Source organism: Krasilnikovia cinnamomea (assembly GCF_004217545.1).
Taxonomy (GTDB): Bacteria; Actinomycetota; Actinomycetes; order Mycobacteriales; family Micromonosporaceae; genus Actinoplanes; species Actinoplanes cinnamomeus.
Map to the genome: position 1 here is coordinate 3,176,934 of NZ_SHKY01000001.1, position 19,845 is coordinate 3,196,778.

A 19,845-nucleotide genomic window follows, 5' to 3' on the forward strand; every position below is an offset into this window, starting at 1 on the left:
GACACACAGTGGCTACTTACCCGCCTTCGCCGCGGCGCTGGGCTGGTTCGTCGCCATCCACTCGGTCATCTTGTCGGCAGAAACCGCCTTGTACAAAGCCAGCGCCTTCTCCCGGTCGCTGACCACGACGCTCTGTCCGGCAATGGTCTGGCTGCCCACGTTGGGGCTGGTGATGAACGTGAGCTTGTCGCCACGGATGTTGCGGAACTGCACCGCCATGTCGGTGAGCGAGAAGTCCTGGTCGACCGTGACGGCCGCGGTGACGGCCTTGAGGAAGTCGTTCAGCTTGCCGGGGTTGGTCAGCGTGCCGGTGCTCGCGGCCTTGTCCATCAGCGCCTTGAGGAACTCCTGCTGGTGCTGCATCCGGGCGAAGTCGCCGCGGGCGAACTGCTTGCGCTGACGGATCCAGTCCAGGGCCTCGGCGCCGTTCATGTGCATGGTGCCCTTCTTGAACACCCGGTACGGCTTGTGGATCGAGGTGATGGTCTGCTCGACCTTCAGGTCGACCCCGCCGAGGGCGTCCGTGACCTCCTTGAAGCCGCCGAAGTCGATGGCCATGACATGGTCGATGTGTACGTCCGTGAAGCACTCGACCGTGCGGACCGCGCGGGGCAGACCACCGAACGCGAACGCCGCGTTGATCTTGTTGCGGCTGCCGCTGCTGCACGGCGCGTTGTCCGCTGACGGGATCGGCACGTACAGGTCGCGGGGGATCGACACGAGCTGCGCGGAGCCGTGGTCGGCCGGGATGTGCATGAGGATCAGGGTGTCCGCGCGCCAGCCGGTGCTGGCGTCCTTGACCGCGTCCGGGTCCCGCGAGTCGCTGCCGACCAGCAGGATGTTCAGCGCGCCCTCGACCGTCTTGGCCGGGCGGCCGTTGGTGATCGAGTCGAACGCGTTCGTCCGCTTCAGGTCGTTGTCCAGGCCGTTGGCGTAGCCCATCAGCGTGACCGCCGCGACCACGCCGATGACGATCACCGCGATGCCGCCGACCAGCCCGATCCGCCCCCAGCGCGGCTTCGGCCGCCCCCGGTACGGCCGCTGCGGGCCGTCGCCACGGCCGGGACCGCGCGGCGGCGGGCCGCCCGGCCCTGCGGGGCCACCGGCCCACCCGTCACGCCCCCCGGAACGGGAGACGCGCTCGCGGTAGGCGCCGGGCACGCCCGCGCGACCCGAGGTGCGGCCGGAGCCGGGGTAGCCGGAGCCCGGAACGGAGGCGCGGCCGGTGCCGTAGGAGGACGTGGTCGGTGACATGCTTTCAGGTTACGTAAGCGCATCCAGGCATTTCGTGCATCGACACTGGGTCGGCACGAAGGGAGGAGACAATTACGCTTCGTGAGAAGTTCACTACCCGCCCGAATTGATCAGTTCCTGAAGAACTCGATCGTCCGGCGCAGCCCCTCCTCGGGCCCGACCTGCGGCTCGTAGCCCAGCAGGGTGCGGGCCAGAGTGAGGTCGGGACGGCGCTTCTCCGGGTCGTCCGCGGCGCGCGGCACCAGCTCGATCGTCGAGCTGCTGCCGGACAGCTCGACGATGAGCCGGGCCAGGTCGAGCATCGTCATCTCGTGCTCGGTGCCGCAGTTGATCGGCCCGGTCTCGGTCGAGTCGAGCAGCAGCAGGATCCCGCGGACCAGGTCGTCCACGTACGTGATCGAGCGGGTCTGGGTGCCGGTGCCCTGCACGGTCAGGGCGGCCCCGCGCAGCGCCTGGCTGATGAACGTGGGGATCGCGCGGCCGTCGTCCGGGCGCATGCGCGGCCCGTACGTGTTGAAGATCCGCACGATGGCCGTGTCCAGGCCGTGGTAGCGGTGGTACGCCATCGTGGCGGCCTCGGAGAAGCGCTTCGACTCGTCGTAGACCGCCCGCACGCCGATCGGGTTGACGTTGCCCCAGTACGACTCGGGCTGCGGGTGCACCAGCGGGTCGCCGTACGCCTCGGAGGTGGAGGCCATCAGGAAGCGGGCCGCGTCGGCCACCGCGCGGTCCAGCAGCGCCATGGTGCCGATCGAGCCGACCTTGAGGATCTCCATCGGCAGCTTGGCGAAGTCGGTCGGGCTGGCCGGTGACGCCATGTGCAGGATCGCGTCGAACCGGTCCGCCAGCGCCGGGTGGGCCGGCAGTCCCTCGGTCACGTCCGCCTCGACCAGCGTGAAGCGGGGCTCGGTGGCGAGGTGGGCCAGGTTGTCCCGGGAGCCGGTGACGAAGTTGTCCAGCGCCACGACGGTGCACCCCCGCGCCAGCAGCGCGTCCACCACGTGCGAAGGCACGAAGCCGCCGCCCCCGCTGACCAGAATCCGATGCCCGGGGCCGTACCTCTGCGTGACTGCCATGCGGGACACGATAGCGACCGGGGCCGGTGCGAATCGCGCACCGGCCCCGGTCACGCGCGGATCAGTGCGCCCCGTGCCCGGTCAGCGACCGGACCTCCAGCTCGGCGTACTTGACGCTGTCCTGCTCCTTGGAGATCACCGTGCCGAGCCAGCCGCAGAAGAAGCCGATCGGGATGGAGATGATCCCGGGGTTGTTCAGCGGGAACCAGTGCCAGTCCTGGTCCGGGAACATGGCGGTCGGCGAGCCGGACACCACGGGTGAGAAGAACACCAGCACGATCGCGGACGTCAGGCCGCCGTAGATCGCCCACAGCGCGCCGGAGGTGTTGAACCGGCCCCAGAACAGGCTGTACAGGATCGCGGGCAGGTTCGCCGAGGCCGCCACCGCGAACGCCAGCGCCACCAGGAACGCCACGTTCAGGCTCTGCGCGTAGATCGACAACCCGATCGCGATCGCGCCGATGACCAGCGCCGCGATCCGGGCCACCCGGACCTCGTCGCGCTCGGACGCCTGCCCGCGGCGGATCACGCTGGCGTAGAAGTCGTGCGCCACGCTCGACGACGACGCCAGCGTCAGGCCCGCGACCACGGCGAGGATCGTGGCGAACGCGACCGCCGCGATGATCGCCAGCAACACCGCCCCGCCGGTCTCCCCGCCGAAGTAGTCGATGCCGAGCGCTTGGGCGAGCTGCGGGGCCGCGGTGTTACCGGCCTTGTCCTGGGCGGTGATCGCCGTGCCGCCGACCAGGGCCGCCGCCCCGAACCCGAGGGCCAGGGTGAACAGGTAGAAGGTGCCGATGATGCCGATCGCCCAGAGCACGCTCTTGCGGGCGGTCCGGCTCGTCGGGACCGTATAAAACCGGGTCAGGATGTGCGGCAGCCCGGCCGTGCCCAGCACCAGGGCGATGCCGAGCGAGAACAGGTCCATCTTGCTGTAGAAGGTCTCCAGCGCGGTGGGCTTCTCGACGCCGTACCGCAGGCCCGGTTCGAGGAACGCGTCGCCCTTGCCGGACGCCTTGGCGGCGTCGCCCAGCAGGGTGGACAGGTTGAACTTGTAGTGCGCCAGCACCAGCAGCGTCATCACCAGGGCGCCGCCCATCAGCATGAACGCCTTGACGATCTGCACGTACGTGGTGCCCTTCATGCCGCCGACCACCACGTAAATGATCATCAGGGCCCCGACCAGGATGATCGTGGCGACCTTGGCGGTGTCCGCGTCCATGCCCAGGAAGGTGGTGTCCGCCTTGATGCCCAGCAGCAGGCTGACCAGCGCCCCCGCGCCGACCATCTGGGCGATCAGGTAGAAGATCGACACGGCGATAGTGGAGACCGACGCCGCGGTGCGCACCGGACGCTGGCGCATCCGGAACGCCAGCACGTCGGCCATCGTGTACCGGCCCGAGTTGCGCAGGAACTCCGCGACCAGCAGCAACGCGACGAGCCAGGCGACCAGGAAGCCGATGGAGTAGAGGAAGCCGTCGTAGCCGTACAGGGCGATCAGGCCGGCGATGCCCAGGAACGACGCGGCCGACATGTAGTCCCCGCCGATGGCCATGCCGTTCTGGAAGCCGGAGAACGACCGGCCGCCCGCGTAGAAGTCCGTCGCGGTCTTGGTCTGCCGGCTGGCCCAGACCGTGATCCCCAAGGTAAAGGCGACGAAGACCAGAAAGAGCGTGATCGTCAGCGTACGGGAGGTCGAGGTGGCCGCCTCCGCGGCGAACAGATGCGGTTCCATCACGCCTCCCCGCTCTCGATCTCAGCGTGGATCTTGTCGGCCAGGGGGTCCAGCTCCTTGGCGGCGTACCGGGCGTAGTACCAGGCGATGAGGAACGTCGAGACGAACTGGAGCAGGCCGAAGACCAGCGCGACGTTGATGTTGCCGATGATCTTGATACTCATGAAGTCCCGCGCGTACGCCGAGAGCAGCACGTACAGCGCGTACCAGAGAAAGAACGCGATCGTGGTCGGGAAGATGAACCGGCGAAGCTTGTGCCGCAGCTCGCCGAACTCCGCGGACTGCTGGACGGCGACGTACCGGTCCGCCGTCGTGACGTCCCGGGTCCCGGGTCCCGGGTCATCGGGGGTCAGTTCCGTGGTCAACGTGGCTCACCACCTTCGTGGGGGCGGGTCTTTCGCGCACCGTACGAAGGAGTTCGGGCCAGGTGGGGGAGGCTGGTCGGGACGTGCGCCGAACGGGCGTCCCACTGCGCCGATCGGTCAGTCGGCCAGGCGACGGTAGCGGCCGCGGAAGTGCGCCAGCGGATCCGGGGCGGCGTCCAGCCGTACCGTCTCGATGGTCGCCTCCACCAGCAGCGACCAGCCGAACGGGCGTGACCCGTCGAGGCGGCAGCCCGCCCAGGTGCGGGCCCCGGCGGGCACCGGGCCGTATTCGGTCTGCTCCCAGGCGCCCTGCGCGAACAGGCCGCCCGGTGCGGGCATCAGGCCCGCGAAGCGGTCGGCGAGCTGCTGGTCGTCCACGTCGAGGAGGATGACCGCGAAGCGGCCCGCCACCGAGGCGGCGTCCCAGAAGTCGCTTTCCTCGTCCACCAGGCCCGCGATCCGGCCGGGGTCGCCGTCCGCGACGACCACGGAGGAGACGGTGAGGCCGGCCGGGCCGGGGGCGGTCCACAGGGTGACCGCGGCGGCGAGGCGGCCGCGCAGCCTACGTAGCGGTGAGCGCTCCTGGTCAGGGGTGGCGAACGGGTCCGTGGAGTGGATCTGCGCGCCGGGCTCGATCGGATTCACAGGATCATTCTCGCCCTCCGGAGAACTCACGTAGCCGATCGTCGCATCCGGTAGGTGAGGGGTCCGCACAGCCGCGCGACCATGCAGTTGACCGCGTGCTCAACGGCTTGGCCCGCGGCATCGACGTTCGTACGGGTCAGGACGAGGATCGGCTCGTGCCACTCCACATCCAGCAATTCCGCCTCGTCCGCCTCCGGGTGGCGAGCGATGATCTGCTCGACGACGTCGGCGGGAGCGTGGCCGATTGCGGCGAGTGCGGCTACCGCACCACCCCGAATCTTTCCTGGGCTGGCGAGATCAGAATCGGCCGCGATGGAGGCCGGGTAGTAGGACGTCGCAATCTCCACCGGACGGTCGTCCAGCAGCATCAGGCGGCGCCGGCGAACCACACGGTCGGTGTCGTTCAGACGCAGGGCGGTTCGGACAGAGGCGGGGACCTCCGCCGTGACGGACACATCGAGCAGGCGCTGACTGCCTGACTTGCCTCGGGCGGCGGCGTCCGCCGACCACGCGTCGCCCGCGCCCGCGCGTACGTATGGATCGGACGTCGTTTCGCCGCGCTGGTCCGTCATTCCGATCGCCTCCCGCTACGCCGCTCCGAGCCATGCTGCCCGATCGGAATCTGTTGCGCTGCGGCCAGCGTCGAACTTGAGGGGCAGCGAGCCATCACCCCGCGGACCGGCGCCGCGCCGCCTCCGCCACGACCCGGGTTGCCGTACCGATTGACCCTGAGCTAATCACCCCACTTTGGAACGAATCCGATGGATGAGGAGGTGCGGCGGAGAAGTCACTGATCTGGTGATGGGGAGTACCCGTGGCAGACGGTGTGGGCACCCCGGGCGGTCGGCTGATGGCCGGTGTCTGCGCCGTCCTGATGATGCTCATGCTGACCGGATCCTCCTGTAACCGCTCCGAGCCCGCCACCGACGAGAACGCGATCGCGGGCCTCAACGCGCTCTCACCACCCCCGCAGGCACCTCATGGGCGCCGATGCCGGTGACGGCCGACGGCCACCTACGACGAGAGCTTCCTGCATCTGCGGATCACGTTGCCCGATCCGGCGCCGGACCGGCTCACCATCGGCTTGGACATCCTGTTCGGAGTCACCGGCGATCCGCCGCCTGGCGGCACGGACCGCCGCCCCGACACCGCGCTGACCCTGGACCTGGCCGCCCGGACCGGGCAGGCGCGGATCCGCTCGGAGTTCGATACCTCGCGGTCGGCGAGTAGCGTGGGCGTGACACTCGGTCGATGAGCCCGGCGCGGGTGCGGCCAGGCTCACTGGCGCGCTACACAACGGACACTTCTCCGTTCAATTCCCGTGAAAATTGCTCGCGTACGGTGGGTCGCCATGGTGATCTCCACCCTCCTGCTGTCAGTTCCGCTCCTGCTGATCGTCTACTTCGGATTCTTCGCGGTGCATACGTACGCATACAGCGTGGCCGCATTCTTCAAGAAGCCGATTCCGACCGTCGCGCCGCGGCCGGACGCCCGCGTGGCCGTCGTCATCGTCTCGTTCAATGAGCGCGCCGTCATCGCGGACACCGTCGCCGCCTGCGCGCAGTTGACCTTCCCGAACAAGACCGTCATCGTCGGTGACGACTCCACCGACCCGGAAACCATCGCGCTGTTGCGCGGGCTGGCCACCGCGCACGGGTGCGCGGGCCCGACCCCGGTGCGCTACAACGGCAACGACGTCGAACTGTGGGAGTCCGACGGGTTCGTCCTTTTCCACCGGGCCGAGAACACCGGCTTCAAGGCGGGCAACCTCAAGGCCCTGGAGGGCTACCTGCACGAGCGCGGCTTCGACTACATGTACCTGCTGGACGCCGACTGGCGACCCCAGGCCGACGCGGTCGAACGCTGCCTCAGCGTCATCGAGGCCGCCCCGGACATCGCGTACGTGCAGACGACCCGCCTCTACCACCACGGGCGGGGCGAACACTTCCAGCGCTGCCTCGCGATCAGCGAAGAGGCCTGTTACCTCGTCGATCTGCCGGGGCGGCAGCGGCTGGACCACATGATCCTGTTCACGGGTTGTTGTGCGCTGTTCAATTTGAGAGCGCTCTCACGGGTTGGCGGGTTCCGGGCGGGCCACCTGACCGAGGACATCGACCTGTCGAACCGCTTCTACCTGGCCGGATTCCGCGGCGTCTTCCTGGAGGACGTGACGAACATCGGCGAGGTGCCGCCGAACTACAAGGCCTTCCGCCGCCAGCAGCAGCGCTGGGCCACCGGTTCCGCCCGTACGTTCAGGGAGTACTTCCGCCCGGTGCTGCGCTCCTCGCTGGGCCTGGTCACCAAGCTCAGCCTGCTGCGGCAGAACGCGTACTACACGGTCGCCCTCGGCATTGAGCTCGCGCTGCTGTGGAGCGTGTTGACCGCGCTGGTCGCGGTCGCGGGCTCGGCCCTCGGCTGGGCCGTCCCGGCGCCGGACGAGGTGCTGCGCCCGGTCGGGGTCCCGCTGGCCATCGGCGCCCTGATCGCCCTGTTCAGCGGCGTCCCGCCGCTGGTCGTGCACGCCATCAAGAAGCGCGAGTGGGTCAACCTGCTCTACATCCCCGCCGCGTGCTGGATCGCGCTGTCCGTGGTGCACACCTACGCGATCGCGAACATCAAGGGCTTCCGCAACGTGGCGCAGTCCTGGTTCGTCACCCCGAAGACCAACCGCCAGAAGCAGAACGTACGGGTGGCGCCCGCGCGCCGGATCCGGGCCCTGAACGTCGCGACGCTGGTGGCCGTGGTCGGCGCGAGCGTCGCCGCCGGTCAGGGCGGGGCGGGGCCGATGCTGTTGCTGGTGCTCGTGCCGTACGCGCTGATGTGGATTCCGTCGCTGATCATCGGTGCGCTGACGAGCTGACGTCCCGCAACGGGGCGGCCCGGACCAACCCTCAGGGGCTGGTCCGGGCCGCGACGGGTGAGCCCCCGTTCATCCCACCCGTTCGACCACGGCCTGCCGGACCAGCTGCTTGCCCGGCTCGCGGATCTGGGCGAACGCGCCCTCGTTGAGCAGGACACAGCTGCCCGACGGACCCTCGACCTCGACGGTGACGGACTTGTTGTTGGCCTGGTTGGTGACCTTCAACTTGGTGCCGACCGGGAACGTGCCACTGAGCGCGGTGCTGCCGCCCGAGCCGGTCGTCGTCACCTGCTGGTTCGCGCAGACGACCTCGCCCGCGCCGTTCCCGGCGTTGCCGTTGTTGCCCTGGCCCGCGTTGCCGTTGTTGCCCTGACCGGCGTTGCCGTTGTTCCCTTGACCGGCGTTGCCGTTGTTGCCCTGACCGGCGTTGCCGTTGTTCCCTTGGCCCGCGTTGCCGTTGTTGCCCTGGCCCGCGTTGCCGTTATTGCCGTTACCGGCGTTGCCGTTGCCTTGGCCCGCGTTGCCGTTGCCCGCTCCGGCGTTGCCGTTGCAGCCGGCGGCGGCGCGACGCTGCTGGATGAGGTCGACGACCGCCTGGCGGTTGGCGATACGGGCGTCCGACTGGGCGTCCGGGTTCGCCTTCTGGCCGGCGATGAAGTTCAGGTTGTTCTGCAGGGCCTTGTCCAGGCCCGCGCAGCTCTCACCGGAGCCCCTGCCCTGACCGGCGTTGCCGTTACCGGCGTTGCCGTTGCCCTGGCCCGCGTTGCCGTTGTTCGCGGCCACGTCGGCGGTGCAGCCGGCGGCGGCGCGACGCTGCTGGATGAGGTCGACGACCGCCTGGCGGTTGGCGATGCGGGCGTCCGACTGGGCGTCCGGGTTCGCCTTCTGGCCGGCGATGAAGTTCAGGTTGTTCTGTAGGGCCTGGTCCAGTCCGCCGCAGTTCTCCCCGGCGCTGCTGATGCCCGTACTGATGGCGAACGCGCCACCGACCAGCGTCGCGGCGGCCGCCCCGATCATCAGCTTGCGTGCTCGCCCCGTCATCCCGCGTCGATACATGCACCCGCTCCTTCGCGTCATGAGCACTGCCCGTTGCAGCACCGATGACTACGGGAGGGCGGGGTCGCGGGGTTCAGTTCAGATTACTTAAAGTTATTTAAGGTGCAGGTCCGAGCGCTGGTCAGAGCCGCAGCGACTCCGGAGCGTGCAGGCGGAGCATGGTCGCGCCCACGTCTCGCGGCACCCGCCGAGCCGTCAGCAGCGACCCCACGACCATCACCGCGAACGCCAGCGGCACCGTCCACGCCGCCGGCTGTCCCACGAACCGCGCCGGCCATCCGGACAGCGGCGGCCCCAGCACGGTCACCAGCACCGCCACCATCGCAGCGCCGCCGCCGACCAGGATCCCCGCGGCCGCACCCACATCCGTGAGCCGCCGCCACCAGATGCCCAGCACCAGCAGTGGGCAGAAGCTGGACGCCGCCACCGCGAACGCGAGACCAACCACGCGGGAGACGTCCAGGTCCGCCACGTACACCGACAGGGTCAGCGGCAGCGCCGCGGACAGGAGGGTGGCCAGCCGGAAGTCCCGAACCGAGCCACCCCGGTCGGCATGCAGCACGTCCGTGTAAACCACCCCGGCGACGCTGGTGAGCAGGCCCGACGAGGTCGACAGGAACGCCGCCAGCGCCCCGGCGGTCACCAGCGCGCCCAGCAACCTGCCGAGCGTTCCGGATCCCAGGGCCGCTTCCGGCAGCACCAGCACCACCGCGTCCGTGCGGCCGGTCATCAACAACTGCGGGGCGTAGATCCGTCCCAGCACCCCGTACAGCGTGGGAAGCAGATAGAAGACACCGACCAGACCGAGCACCACCAGCGTCGTGCGCCGGGCCGAGGCGCCGTCGGGGTTGGTGTAGAACCGGACAAGTACGTGCGGCAGCCCCATCGTGCCCAGGAAGGTGGCCAGGATCAGGGAGTACGTGACGAACAGCCCACCCTCCCGCGCGGGCAGCAGCCAGTCGGCGCCCCGGTGTACATCCACGGTGCTCACTTCCGGCACCGGATCCCCGGCCGCGAATGTCACGGAGTCCCCACTGTGGACCGTCCTGACCGCACCGTCCACACGCAACACCGCGTCGTGGTGAATCTCGACAGTCGTCGCGGCGGGGAACACCGGTCCGTTCGGCGAAGTGACCGCCGGCCGTCCGTCCGCCTGCCACTGCAACACCAGAAAGATCACCGGTACGGCCAGTGCGGTCAGCTTCAACCAGTACTGGAACGCCTGCACGAAGGTGATCGCCCGCATCCCGCCTAGCGCCACATTGGCCGTCACCACCAGACCGACGACGACCGCACCCCAGGTGTACGTGCCGCCGGTGACCGTCGTGAAGGTCAGCCCGGCGCCCTGCAACTGCGGCACCAGATACAGGCAGCCGATGAAGATGACGAAGACCGTGGCGAGGCGGCGCAGCATCGGCGACCGCAGCCGTACCTCGCAGAAATCCGGCAGCGTGAAGGCACCCGAGCGACGCAGCGGGGCCGCCACGAACAGCAGCAACGCCAGGTAGCCCGCCGCGAACCCGACCGGATACCAGAGCACGTCCACGCCGTAGCGCAGGATCAGCCCGGCGACGCCCAGAAAGGAGGCGGCGGAGAGGTACTCGCCACCGATCGCGGCCGCGTTCCAGCTCGGGCTGACCGACCGCGACGCCACCAGGAAATCCGAGGTGGTTCTGGAGACGCGCAGGCCGTACGCGCCGATGGCGATCGTGACCAGCACGACCAGGACCAGGCCGGGGACGACGTACGGGTTCACGGCTCGGGCCTGCGGATCACGGCGGTGAAGTCCTGCTCGTTGCGTTCGGCGAAGCGCACGTACGCCCAGCCCACCGCGACCAGGAACGGGAACGAGCCGAATCCCAGTAGCAGCCAGGGCAGGTTGATGCCGAGCACCTTCGCCGTGCCGACCGCCGGGGCCACCGCGAACAGCAGCGGCAGCGAACCCAGGCCGGCCAACACCACCAGCGACAGCCGCAGGGCCAGCGCGAGCTGTGCCCGCATCAGTCCCTTGACCAGTGCCTCCCCGACCGGGGTCTGCTCGGTGAGATCGGCACGCGCCCGGTCGGCCGGAGCCCGGCGCGCCGCCACCTGCGCCAACACGACGCGGGTACGCCGCGACCCGCCCCCGCCGATGCCGTCACAGGGAGGCACCTCGTCAGTGGCCATGTCGGGCAGTCTGACGGCGACCCGAGCATTGTCAAGCCCGTCCAGAGCCCTAGGTTGCTCGCCCTATCTGCCATTCCAATCAGTCCGAACCGTACGGAATCGGGCAGGGTTGGTCGGATGTTGTTGGGCGGGAGGCCAGTAGATCGCGCGCGCGGGAGCGGCCGTAGTTGGCGCCGCGCCAATCGTCCGGGTCGGCGTTCAGGCCCAGCGCGATCGGGCCCAGCGCACAGTCGCGTTCCGGCTGGGGCAGCCGGTCCAGCGCGGGCACCGCGTCCGGCGACAGCGTCGACAGATACCAGGTGTCGATCTTGTGCGTACGGACGAACCGGTCCACATTGCGGTCCGCGATCAGCCCGTCCGGATTCACCGCGACCAGGGCGAGCAGCGCGAACACCCCGGCACCGACCGCCACCCGGGGCAGCCAGGTGGCCCGCAGCCGCACCCCGGCGACGAGCACCAGCACGAACACCACACCCAGCCACAGCTCGCAGAGCGCGACGAGCACCCGCAGCCGGGTCAGGCCGTACGTGTCCGCGTACAGATTCATCCGGTGCAGCGCAGAGGCCACGATCACCAGGGTCAGCCCCGCCAGCGCGCCCAGCACGGCACGGACCAGCACCCGGTCGGTGCGGCTCTCGCGCGGTGCCCACCGGGCCGCGCCCGTCAGCACCAGCAGGGTCAGCCCGGTAACCACGAGCAGCTGCCAGAAGCCGCTGCGGGCGTACTCCGCGTACGTGAGGCCTTCGGTTCTCAGCACGTGTGCCTGGCTACCGAACAGCACCGTGAGCTGCACGCCGACGAAGACCGCGAACATCGCGACCAGCAGGCAGAGCGGGACGGCCCATTCGAGGCGACGGACGGTGCGCGTGCCGCGCCGGTCCCACCCGGACAGATCGGGCGGCGCGGCGCGCAGGTAGGCCGCCCCGGACAGCAGCCCCGCCGTCACCGCGAAAATGAAGCACCAGCGCACCACCGTGTCCACGCGCATGTCCGGCACGATCGAGTCCAGCATCCGCGAGAAGGCCGCGTCCGCCGAGGCGAACAACGCGCCGAAGACCACCAGCAGAGCGACCGACACGGCCGCCGTCGCCACGACCCGGGTGCCGGAGCCGCCCGTGCCGCCGCGCCGGATCCGGGCCAGCCCCCGGGCCACCCACGGCAGCGCCCGCAGCACCGAGAACGCCGCCAGCACAGTCGCCACCACCATGCCGCGTAGCGAACGGCCGCCCGCCACGGCCAGCGCGCCGGTCACCGCGGCGGTCAGTACGCACAGCGCGAACAGCCAGCCCGCGGCCCGCAGCGTCCCGGCGGAGAGCAGCAGCACCGTCGCCGCCGACCAGAAGTACCGGGCCGGTGACAGCGCGGGTCCGCGCCACGACACCAGCGGCACCGGGGCGCCCGGCGGCTGCGGGTACGGCGCGAGCCGCGCCACCACCAGCGCCACGACCCCGATCGCCGCGGTGACCATCCAGCCCGCACCGCCCCGGTCGAGCGGCAGGCTCAGCGCGGCGACGGTGGCGGCCACCGCGACGGCCAGCAGGGTCGCGGGCGAGGCGGGTCGTCCCGGTCCGGCCCAGTCGCGTCCCCACGGCGACACCGGGACCCAGGGCCCGTGCAGCGGCGTCATGGTCGGTGTGCCCCAGTTCGGCGTGGTCTGACTGGGCGTTGTCTGGCGCGGCGCGACCGTCGTCGAGCCCGCGACCACCGGCGCAGACGATCCCGGAGCCGAGGCGGCCGGTGCGTCGGTGGTTTGACCGGACATACCTTCCGGGCCGGTCGCGCTCACGGCCGAGGGCGGTGGCTTGGGTGATTCGGGCACATTGACCTCCCGGTCAGGCGGGCTGCAGCGGCAGCGTCACGTGGATGTGGCAGCCGGGCCGTGCCCGCCCGGCCGTGGGTTGCCCGGCCGGGTCGACGACCGCGATCGTCCCCTGGTGCAGGTGCACCACCCAACGGGCGATCGCGAGGCCGAGGCCGGTGCCGCCACCGGCGGCGCGCTCGCCGCGGGTGAACCGTTCGAAGACCCGTTCCCGTTCCCCGGGCGGGATGCCGTCGCCCTCGTCCGTCACGGCGACGAGCAGGCGTTCGGTGGTCGACGGGTGGTGCTCGGCGCGGACGGTCACCGTGCCGCCGGGCGGGCTGTGCCGGGCGGCGTTGTCCAGCAGGTTCGCGAAGACCTGGTGCAGCCGCTCGCGGTCGCCGCAGATCACGACGTTCGGCGCGGATACTGCGAAACGGACGTCACGGCCCGCTCCTGTCGCGTTGACCGTCGCCTCGCGGACCACGTCGGAGAGCAGATCCGCCACGTCGATCGGGTCCCGGGCCAGCGGGACCACGCCCGCGTCCAGCCGGGACAGATCCAGCAGCTCGGCGACCAGGCGACCGAGGCGCTGGGTCTGCGACAGCGCGGTCTGCATCGTCTCCGGCTCGGCCTCGGCCACCCCATCCACGATGTTCTCCAGCAGGCCCTGCAGCGCCGTGATCGGCGTACGCAGCTCGTGCGAGACGTTGGCGATCAGCTCGCGCCGGTGCTGGTCCGCGGCCGCCAGGTCCGCGGCCATCTGGTTGAACGCGGCGGCCAGTTCGCCGACCTCGTCCCGGGACCGGGTACGGACCCGGCGGGTGTAGTCGCCGCGCGCCATCGCGCGGGCCGCCACGGTCATCTCGCGCAGCGGCACGGTCGCCCCGTGCGCCATCACCTGCAGCGTCACCAGCGCCAGCGCCACCGCGATCGCGAGCCAGGACAGCTCCACGCGCATGAAGTCGATGCTCCACCAGAACACCAGCAGCCCGACCCCGCCCGCGAAGCCGAGCGCCAGGGACAACTTCGCCTTGATCGACCGTACGGGGTCGAGCGGCCGCCACAGCCTCACCGGGTCACCTCGAGGGCGTAGCCGACGCCGTGCACCGTACGGATCAGGTCGGCGCCGAGCTTGCGGCGCAGCGCCTTGACGTGGCTGTCGACCGTACGGGTGCCGGAGGTGTCGGCCCAGCCCCACACGTCGGTCAGCAGCCGCTCCCGGGGCAGCACCGCCCGGGGATGCTGGGCGAGGTGGGCCAGCAGGTCGAACTCGGTCGGGGTCAGGTGCGCCTCGACCCCGGCGCGGGAGACCCGCCGCTCCGCCAGGTTGATCTCCAGGTCGCCGAGGCGCAGCGGCGCGGCGCCCACCCGGTCGGCGTTGCGCTGGGCACGGCGCAGCAGGGCGTGCACCCGCGCGGCCAGCTCCCGCATCGAGAACGGCTTGGTCAGGTAGTCGTCCGCGCCGACCGCGAGCCCGACCAGCAGGTCGGTCTCGTCGTCGCGGGCGGTCAGCATCAGGACGGGCACCGGCCGCTCGGCCTGGACCCGGCGGCACACCTCCAGGCCGTCGAAGCCGGGCAGCATCACGTCGAGGACGATCGCGTCCGGCGGGGTATGCCGCGCCGCCGCCACCGCCGCGGGGCCGTCCCCGGCCACCTCCACCGCGTACCCCTCGGCGCGCAGCCGGGCCGCGACCGAATCGGCGATGGTCCGCTCGTCCTCGACCACGAGGATCCGTCGCTGCACCGTAGTCTCCACGTCGCCCTCCGTTCCGCCCCGCATCGTGCGCGAGCGGCGCAAGACCGGTGCACCCCCGTGGCCACCGACCCCGGATGAGGAGCCTATTGATCATCCGTGCAGGCAGGGGGGTGGCGTTGTGAACGAATGGTGGAGATCGGCCGCCGCGCGGCGCGTACCTGATGGCCAGGACGTCGAGCCTGTGGATAACCCTGGGGAAAACCTGCCCGAGGGTGTGGAAAACCCTGTGGAAGCGGCTGGCCCGGCCGCGTGGGTCCGCCCGGATCAGCGGGTCCAATCGTGTTTGGCGGCCCGGATCAGGCGGTCCTTCAGGTCCCGGGTGTGCCGCCGGCTCACCGGCAACTCCACCGAGTCCAGCGACACCACGTACCCCGACTGGGTCAGGCGCAGCTCGGTGACCAGGCGCAACTGCACCAGATACGAGCGGTGGATCCGGACGAAGCCCGCCGCCGCCCAGCGCTCCGCGAGCGTCGCCAGCGGCACCCGGACCAGGTGGGAGGCGTCCGCGGTGTGCAGGCGGGCGTAGTCACCCTGCGCCTCCACCCACCGCACCGCCGAACGCGGCAGCATCCGCGTCGTGCCCGCCAGCTCGACCGGGATGCTCGGCTCGTCCGACCGGGCCGCCGTCGGCGCGACGGGCGTGGCGCGCAGCCCGGCGACCCGGCGCAACGACTCGGCCAGCCGTTCGGCGCGTACCGGTTTGCGGACGTAGTCCGTGACCCCGAGGTCGAAGGCGTCCACCGCGCCGTCGTCGTAGGCGGTGACGAAGACGATCGCCGGGGGCCGGGCGAACCGGTGCAGCAGCCGCGCCAGCTCCATGCCGTCCAGCCCCGGCATCCGGATGTCCAGGAACACCGCGTCCACCTCGGTGTCGCGCAGCACCCGCAACGCCTCGGTCGCGTCCCCCGCCCGGTGTACCTGCGCCACCCGCCCGTCCGCGTTGAGCAGGTACGCCAGCTCGTCCAGCGCCGGGGGCTCGTCGTCGACCGCGAGCACCACGAGGCGGCTCATGCCCGCACCTGCGGGTGGAATTTCGGCACGCGCATGCTCACCTTCGTCCCCGCCCCCGGGGCGGTCTCCACCACCAGCCCGAAGTGGTCGCCGAACACCGACCGCAGCCGCTCGTCGACATTGGAGAGCCCGACGTGCTGCCCGGCGTCGTCGGCCCCGCCCTCCGCCCCCGCGGCGGCATCGCCCGTCAGCGTGGCCGGATCCATTCCCACGCCGTCGTCCTCGACCGTGATGTGGCACTCCGCCCCGGCGTCGCGGGCCTCGATGCTCACCATGCCGACGCCCGGCTTGCGGGACAGCCCGTGCCGGACCGCGTTCTCCACCAGCGGCTGCAGGCACAGGAACGGCAGACCTACCGGCAGCACCTCGGGCGCGATCTGCAGCCGTACCTGCAACCGGTCACCGAAGCGGGCCCGCTCGATCGTCAGGTAACGGTCGATCGAGCGCAGCTCCTCGGCCAGCGTGGTGAACTCCCCGTGCGCCCGGAACGAGTACCGGGTGAACTCGGCGAATTCCAGGATCAGCTCCCGCGCCCGCTCCGGATCGGTACGCACGAACGAGGCGATCGCGGTCAGCGCGTTGTAGATGAAGTGCGGGCTGATCTGCGCCCGCAGCGCCCGCACCTCGGCCCGGGCCAGGCGTTCCCGCGACGACTCCAGCTCGGCCAGCGCCAGTTGCGACCCCGCCCAGCGCGCCACCTCCAGCGTGGCCTGGACGAACCCCGGCGCCGGCTGGTCGTCGGCGACCGCCACCAGCGCGTCCGTGGCCCGCCCGTCCGGCCCGGCCAGCGGGGCGACGACCGCGCCGCGCACCACGCAGTCCACCCGGTCACAGGGCAGGTCGGTGCCGGACAGCACGATGGACCGGCCCGACCCGATGGCACGACGGGCGGCGGCGGTGAGTTGATCGCCGTGGTGCTCGCCGCTCCCGTCGAACGCGAGGCACTGCTGCGCGTCCGTGATGGCCAGGCCGACCGCGCCGATCAGCGTACGCAGATGCCGCGCCGCCTTGCCCGCAGCCGCCGGGGTCAGCCCCGGGTGCTCGGCACTGAGCGCCGTACGCAGCGGCTCGGCCGCCAGTGCGGCGGTGTGCAGCACCTCGTAGGTGGCCCGCTGCAACGCCGTGGCCACGCCGCGCCGGGCGCGCAGCCGAACCACGGCCAGCACCGCGCCCAGCAGCCCGGCGACGACGACCAGGACCGCCGCCACCGTGCCCATCCGCGCACCCACGCGACAGATCCTGTCGGCCGTCGCCGAAAAACGCCAGGCGTCCGCCGACGCCCAACCTCCGCCGCTCGCCCGCGCGCGGAAACCTGATGAGTCGTGGCGCGGAGCTGACCAGCAGTCCTCAAGATCGGCGGCTTAGCCGCAACAACGACGCGGCGAGGCGGTTAGTAGGCGCCCTTGCGGCGCAGCACCACCCAGATGGTGCGCCACATGATGGCCAGGTCGTAGGTCAGCGACCAGTTGTCGACGTAGTACAGGTCGAGCCGGACCGCCTCGTCCCACGACAGGTCGGAACGGCCGGAGACCTGCCACAGGCCGGTGATGCCGGGGCGCACCAGCAGCCGCCGCCGCACGTCACCCAGGTAGTCGCCGTCGTCGGCGGGCAGCGGTCGCGGCCCGACCAGCGACATCTCGCCCTTGAGAACGTTGATCAGCTGCGGCAGCTCGTCCAGCGAACTGGCCCGCAGCTTCTGCCCGAAGGAGAAGACCCGGGGGTCCTCCTTCATCTTGAACAGCATGCCGTCGGACTCGTTGAGCTCCAGCTCCTTGAGGCTGGCCTTGCGCTCCTCGGCGTCGACGTACATGGTCCGGAACTTCCACACCCGGAACGTGCGGCCCTCGTGGCCGACCCGGGGCTGGCGGAAGAACACCGGGCCGGGGTCGGAGAGCCGGATGCCGAGCGCGATGGCCAGCAGCACCGGGCTGAGCAGCAGCAGGCCGAACGCGGCGGCCACCCGGTCGAGCAGGTTCTTCGCCAGCCAGCCGGGGCCGGACAGCGTCGGCTCCTCGACGTGCAGCAGCGGCAGGCCCTCGATCGGCCGGATGTGCACCCGGGGACCGGCGATGTCGGTGAGCTGCGGCGCGACCACCAGGTCGACACCGGTGCCCTCCAACTGCCAGGCGAGGCGGCGCAGTTCGCCGGGTTCGGCGCTGGCCGAGCCGCAGACCGCGATCGTGTCCGCGCCGACCTCGCGGACCAGCGACAGCACGTCGCGGCCCGCGTACACCGGGACGGGGGTTTCGATGCCGCGCGCGGCGGCGTACCCGTCGGTGAGGTGGATGGCGACCGGGATGAGACCGGCGGCGGGGCTGCGGGTGACGGCGGTGTAGACCTCCAGCGCCTCGGGCAGCGTGCCCACCAGGATCATCCGGTGCGCGCCGTGGCCGGTACGCCGCCGGGCGACGTGCAGCACCTGCCGCGCGGTGTACCGGCAGATCAGGATGAGCACCAGGGCCGAGACGCTGACCGTGGCGACCGAGCCACGCGACAGCTCGGTCTTGGTACCGAACGCGAGCAGCGAGACCCCGGCCACGACCGTGACGAAGGCCCGGACGACCCGTTTGAACTCCTCGCTGCCCAGCCCCAGGTAGCGCCGGTCGTAGCTGCCGTTGCCCCAGAGGATGACCACCCAACCCAGGGGCAGCAGGATGTAGGCGAAGAAGGTGAAGGTACCCGGATCGTCCTGGAAGCCGGCGGTGACCTTCTCAGCCTCGATGAACGTGCCCGCCAGATAGCTGGCCAGCACGGCGCAGGCGAAGTCGAGCAGGACCAGGATCATCGTGTACGGCCGGTGCCAGCGTGACAGCCGCCGGTGTGAACGGGTCCACGCCGACCGGGGCACGCCGTTGGTCGGATGTGGGTCCTGCTGCCACTCGAAGCTGTCGTACGGCATGCCGCTCCGGCTGCTCTTGGGCGCCGGGCTGCGCTCGGGCGCCGGGCGATGGAGGCTCGCAGTCACCTCGCCTACGTCCTCCCGCAACTCATACCGCCCGCCGACGTTTCGGGGACCGGAAGGCGCCGTACGGGCCTCCCGGCGGGCCGGCGACGTGACCGGCGACCCCGGAGAACATTACGCACCGCCACGAGCAGTCGGGTGCCGGCCGGTTGCCGACCCCCGCCGCGCCGCGGACAACGCGTGGGACCGGGCCACTATACCGATGGATCGGGCCTGGAGAAGGGGACGTTGTGCCCGCTTTCTCTCGCGGAGACCAACTTCGGGCGATAGCCACGCTGCGTGAGGGCGGGCGTGCTATCGGATGAGCTTGGAAAGGCGCCGATCGGCGAGCGGCTTGCCGCCGGTCTGGCACGTGGGGCAGTACTGCAGGCTCTTGTCGGCAAAGGACACCTCGCGTACGGTGTCGCCGCACTCGGGGCAGGGCAGCCCGGTCCGGGCGTGCACCCGCAGCCCGGCGCGCTTCTCGCCCTTGAGCTCGGCGGCGCGCTGACCCACCGATCGGGTGACGGCGTCGGTCTCCACCGCGCGCATCGCCTCGTACAGGGTGGTGATCTGCTCGTCGGTGAGCTTGCCGGTCAGCGCGAACGGCGACAGCTTCGCCACGTGCAGGATCTCGTCGGAGTACGCGTTGCCGATCCCGGCCAGCACCTCCTGGTCGGTGAGCACCCCTTTGACCTGCCCGTTGCGGCCGCGCAGCCGCTGCGCGAACTCCTCGGCGGTGACCGCGAGGGCGTCCGGGCCGAGCCGCGACACGCCGGGTACCTCGTTCGGGTCGCGGACCAGGTAGGCGGCGAGGGACTTCTGGGTGCCCGCCTCGGTCAGGTCGAAGCCGGAGCCGTCGTCGAGGCGTACCCGGATCGCGATGGGTCCGCTGCCCGGCTTGAGCGGCGCCGCCGACTTGAACGCGTCGCGGTAGTGCAGCCAGCCCGCCCGGGCCAGGTGCACGATCAGGTGCAGTTGCTCGCCGAGGTGCACGTCGAGGAACTTGCCGTGCCGCCCGGCCCCGGTCAGGGTCAGGCCCGCCACCGCGCTCGGCGCGGGATCGTAGGTCTTCAGGGCACTGAACGAGGCCACCTCGAAGCGCTGCACGGCGTGGCCGACCGCGCGCTCGCGCAGGTACGCCGCAAGCGCCTCCACCTCGGGAAGTTCCGGCACG

19 protein-coding genes are annotated in these 19,845 nt (G+C 70.9%); 3 read left to right on the top strand and 16 right to left on the bottom strand.

Annotation, left to right across the window (positions count from 1 at the left end; genetic code table 11):
* Window positions 1-12: 12 nt before the first annotated feature.
* The 6 genes from EV385_RS14315 to EV385_RS14340 all read right to left on the bottom strand — a co-directional run bounded on the left by EV385_RS14315 (window position 13) and on the right by EV385_RS14340 (window position 5,647).
* The gene (locus EV385_RS14315; protein ID WP_130509926.1) at window positions 13-1,254 is read right to left on the bottom strand and encodes an LCP family protein; all 1,242 of its coding nucleotides are present in this window, start codon (window positions 1,252-1,254) and stop codon (window positions 13-15) included.
* Window positions 1,255-1,364: 110 nt separating this feature from the next.
* Window positions 1,365-2,330 carry an NAD-dependent epimerase/dehydratase family protein gene (locus EV385_RS14320; protein WP_130509927.1) on the bottom strand — a complete coding sequence of 322 codons (966 nt, stop codon included), beginning with the start codon at window positions 2,328-2,330 and terminating at the stop codon, window positions 1,365-1,367.
* 61 nt (window positions 2,331-2,391) lie between these two features.
* On the bottom strand, window positions 2,392-4,065 hold the full coding sequence (locus EV385_RS14325) for a solute symporter family protein (protein ID WP_130509928.1): 1,674 nt from the start codon (window positions 4,063-4,065) through the stop codon (window positions 2,392-2,394).
* Entirely contained in the window at window positions 4,065-4,418 is a 354-nt protein-coding gene (locus tag EV385_RS14330) for a DUF485 domain-containing protein (RefSeq protein ID WP_130513301.1), read from the bottom strand. Before EV385_RS14330 ends, EV385_RS14325 begins: the two co-directional genes overlap by 1 nt.
* A gap of 129 nt (window positions 4,419-4,547) precedes the next feature.
* Window positions 4,548-5,114 (bottom strand): flavin reductase family protein, encoded by a 567-nt coding sequence (locus EV385_RS14335; protein WP_341273993.1) that lies wholly within the window; start codon window positions 5,112-5,114, stop codon window positions 4,548-4,550.
* Window positions 5,102-5,647, bottom strand: coding sequence for a UTRA domain-containing protein (locus tag EV385_RS14340; protein WP_130509930.1), 546 nt, complete (start codon window positions 5,645-5,647; stop codon window positions 5,102-5,104). The genes EV385_RS14335 and EV385_RS14340 overlap by 13 nt, the downstream gene beginning before the upstream one ends.
* 242 nt (window positions 5,648-5,889) lie before the next feature.
* Here EV385_RS14340 and EV385_RS14345 point away from each other — a divergent pair, with 242 nt between their 5' ends.
* The 3 genes from EV385_RS14345 to EV385_RS14355 all read left to right on the top strand — a co-directional run bounded on the left by EV385_RS14345 (window position 5,890) and on the right by EV385_RS14355 (window position 7,935).
* The gene (locus EV385_RS14345; protein WP_130509931.1) at window positions 5,890-6,075 is read left to right on the top strand and encodes a hypothetical protein; all 186 of its coding nucleotides are present in this window, start codon (window positions 5,890-5,892) and stop codon (window positions 6,073-6,075) included.
* Between the two features lie 48 nt (window positions 6,076-6,123).
* Entirely contained in the window at window positions 6,124-6,330 is a 207-nt protein-coding gene (locus EV385_RS14350; protein ID WP_130509932.1) for a hypothetical protein, read from the top strand.
* Window positions 6,331-6,426: 96 nt separating this feature from the next.
* On the top strand, window positions 6,427-7,935 hold the full coding sequence (locus tag EV385_RS14355) for a glycosyltransferase family 2 protein (RefSeq protein WP_130509933.1): 1,509 nt from the start codon (window positions 6,427-6,429) through the stop codon (window positions 7,933-7,935).
* Between the two features lie 69 nt (window positions 7,936-8,004).
* Here EV385_RS14355 and EV385_RS35060 read toward each other — a convergent pair whose 3' ends face one another.
* The 10 genes from EV385_RS35060 to EV385_RS14405 all read right to left on the bottom strand — a co-directional run bounded on the left by EV385_RS35060 (window position 8,005) and on the right by EV385_RS14405 (window position 19,844).
* Window positions 8,005-8,976 carry a septal ring lytic transglycosylase RlpA family protein gene (locus EV385_RS35060; RefSeq protein WP_242624875.1) on the bottom strand — a complete coding sequence of 324 codons (972 nt, stop codon included), beginning with the start codon at window positions 8,974-8,976 and terminating at the stop codon, window positions 8,005-8,007.
* A 136-nt stretch (window positions 8,977-9,112) separates the two neighbouring features.
* Window positions 9,113-10,747, bottom strand: coding sequence for a sodium/solute symporter (locus EV385_RS14365; RefSeq protein ID WP_130509934.1), 1,635 nt, complete (start codon window positions 10,745-10,747; stop codon window positions 9,113-9,115).
* Window positions 10,744-11,157 carry a DUF485 domain-containing protein gene (locus EV385_RS14370; protein WP_130509935.1) on the bottom strand — a complete coding sequence of 138 codons (414 nt, stop codon included), beginning with the start codon at window positions 11,155-11,157 and terminating at the stop codon, window positions 10,744-10,746. The genes EV385_RS14365 and EV385_RS14370 overlap by 4 nt, the downstream gene beginning before the upstream one ends.
* 79 nt (window positions 11,158-11,236) lie before the next feature.
* Window positions 11,237-12,784, bottom strand: coding sequence for a DUF4153 domain-containing protein (locus EV385_RS14375; RefSeq protein WP_130509936.1), 1,548 nt, complete (start codon window positions 12,782-12,784; stop codon window positions 11,237-11,239).
* A gap of 205 nt (window positions 12,785-12,989) precedes the next feature.
* Complete coding sequence (locus tag EV385_RS14380; RefSeq protein WP_130509937.1) at window positions 12,990-14,030, bottom strand: HAMP domain-containing sensor histidine kinase; 1,041 nt, start codon at window positions 14,028-14,030, stop codon at window positions 12,990-12,992.
* Window positions 14,027-14,716, bottom strand: coding sequence for a response regulator transcription factor (locus EV385_RS14385; RefSeq protein ID WP_242624876.1), 690 nt, complete (start codon window positions 14,714-14,716; stop codon window positions 14,027-14,029). The genes EV385_RS14380 and EV385_RS14385 overlap by 4 nt, the downstream gene beginning before the upstream one ends.
* Window positions 14,717-14,980: 264 nt before the next feature.
* Window positions 14,981-15,727: a LytR/AlgR family response regulator transcription factor gene (locus EV385_RS14390; protein WP_130509938.1), complete on the bottom strand. Its 747-nt coding sequence runs from the start codon at window positions 15,725-15,727 to the stop codon at window positions 14,981-14,983.
* On the bottom strand, window positions 15,724-16,944 hold the full coding sequence (locus EV385_RS14395; protein ID WP_130513303.1) for a sensor histidine kinase: 1,221 nt from the start codon (window positions 16,942-16,944) through the stop codon (window positions 15,724-15,726). Before EV385_RS14395 ends, EV385_RS14390 begins: the two co-directional genes overlap by 4 nt.
* Window positions 16,945-17,117: 173 nt before the next feature.
* A complete protein-coding gene (locus tag EV385_RS14400; RefSeq protein ID WP_207230097.1) occupies window positions 17,118-18,626 on the bottom strand; it encodes a sugar transferase in 1,509 nt (502 codons plus the stop codon).
* Between the two features lie 357 nt (window positions 18,627-18,983).
* Window positions 18,984-19,844, bottom strand: a complete 861-nt coding sequence (locus EV385_RS14405) for an Fpg/Nei family DNA glycosylase (protein ID WP_130509940.1) — start codon at window positions 19,842-19,844, stop codon at window positions 18,984-18,986.
* Window position 19,845: the final 1 nt, after the last annotated feature.

Excerpts from the sequence above, each read along its gene's own strand:
- EV385_RS14370 (WP_130509935.1), bottom strand. The coding sequence starts at position 11,157 with ATGGCCACTGACGAGGTGCCTCCCTGTGACGGCATCGGCGGGGGCGGG.
- EV385_RS14390 (WP_130509938.1), bottom strand. The coding sequence starts at position 15,727 with ATGAGCCGCCTCGTGGTGCTCGCGGTCGACGACGAGCCCCCGGCGCTG.
- EV385_RS14355 (WP_130509933.1), top strand. The coding sequence starts at position 6,427 with ATGGTGATCTCCACCCTCCTGCTGTCAGTTCCGCTCCTGCTGATCGTC.
- EV385_RS14395 (WP_130513303.1), bottom strand. The coding sequence starts at position 16,944 with ATGGGCACGGTGGCGGCGGTCCTGGTCGTCGTCGCCGGGCTGCTGGGC.
- EV385_RS14375 (WP_130509936.1), bottom strand. The coding sequence starts at position 12,784 with ATGACGCCGCTGCACGGGCCCTGGGTCCCGGTGTCGCCGTGGGGACGC.
- EV385_RS14315 (WP_130509926.1), bottom strand. The coding sequence starts at position 1,254 with ATGTCACCGACCACGTCCTCCTACGGCACCGGCCGCGCCTCCGTTCCG.
- EV385_RS14400 (WP_207230097.1), bottom strand. The coding sequence starts at position 18,626 with ATGCCGTACGACAGCTTCGAGTGGCAGCAGGACCCACATCCGACCAAC.
- EV385_RS14320 (WP_130509927.1), bottom strand. The coding sequence starts at position 2,330 with ATGGCAGTCACGCAGAGGTACGGCCCCGGGCATCGGATTCTGGTCAGC.
- EV385_RS14325 (WP_130509928.1), bottom strand. The coding sequence starts at position 4,065 with ATGGAACCGCATCTGTTCGCCGCGGAGGCGGCCACCTCGACCTCCCGT.
- EV385_RS14340 (WP_130509930.1), bottom strand. The coding sequence starts at position 5,647 with ATGACGGACCAGCGCGGCGAAACGACGTCCGATCCATACGTACGCGCG.
- EV385_RS35060 (WP_242624875.1), bottom strand. The coding sequence starts at position 8,976 with ATGACGGGGCGAGCACGCAAGCTGATGATCGGGGCGGCCGCCGCGACG.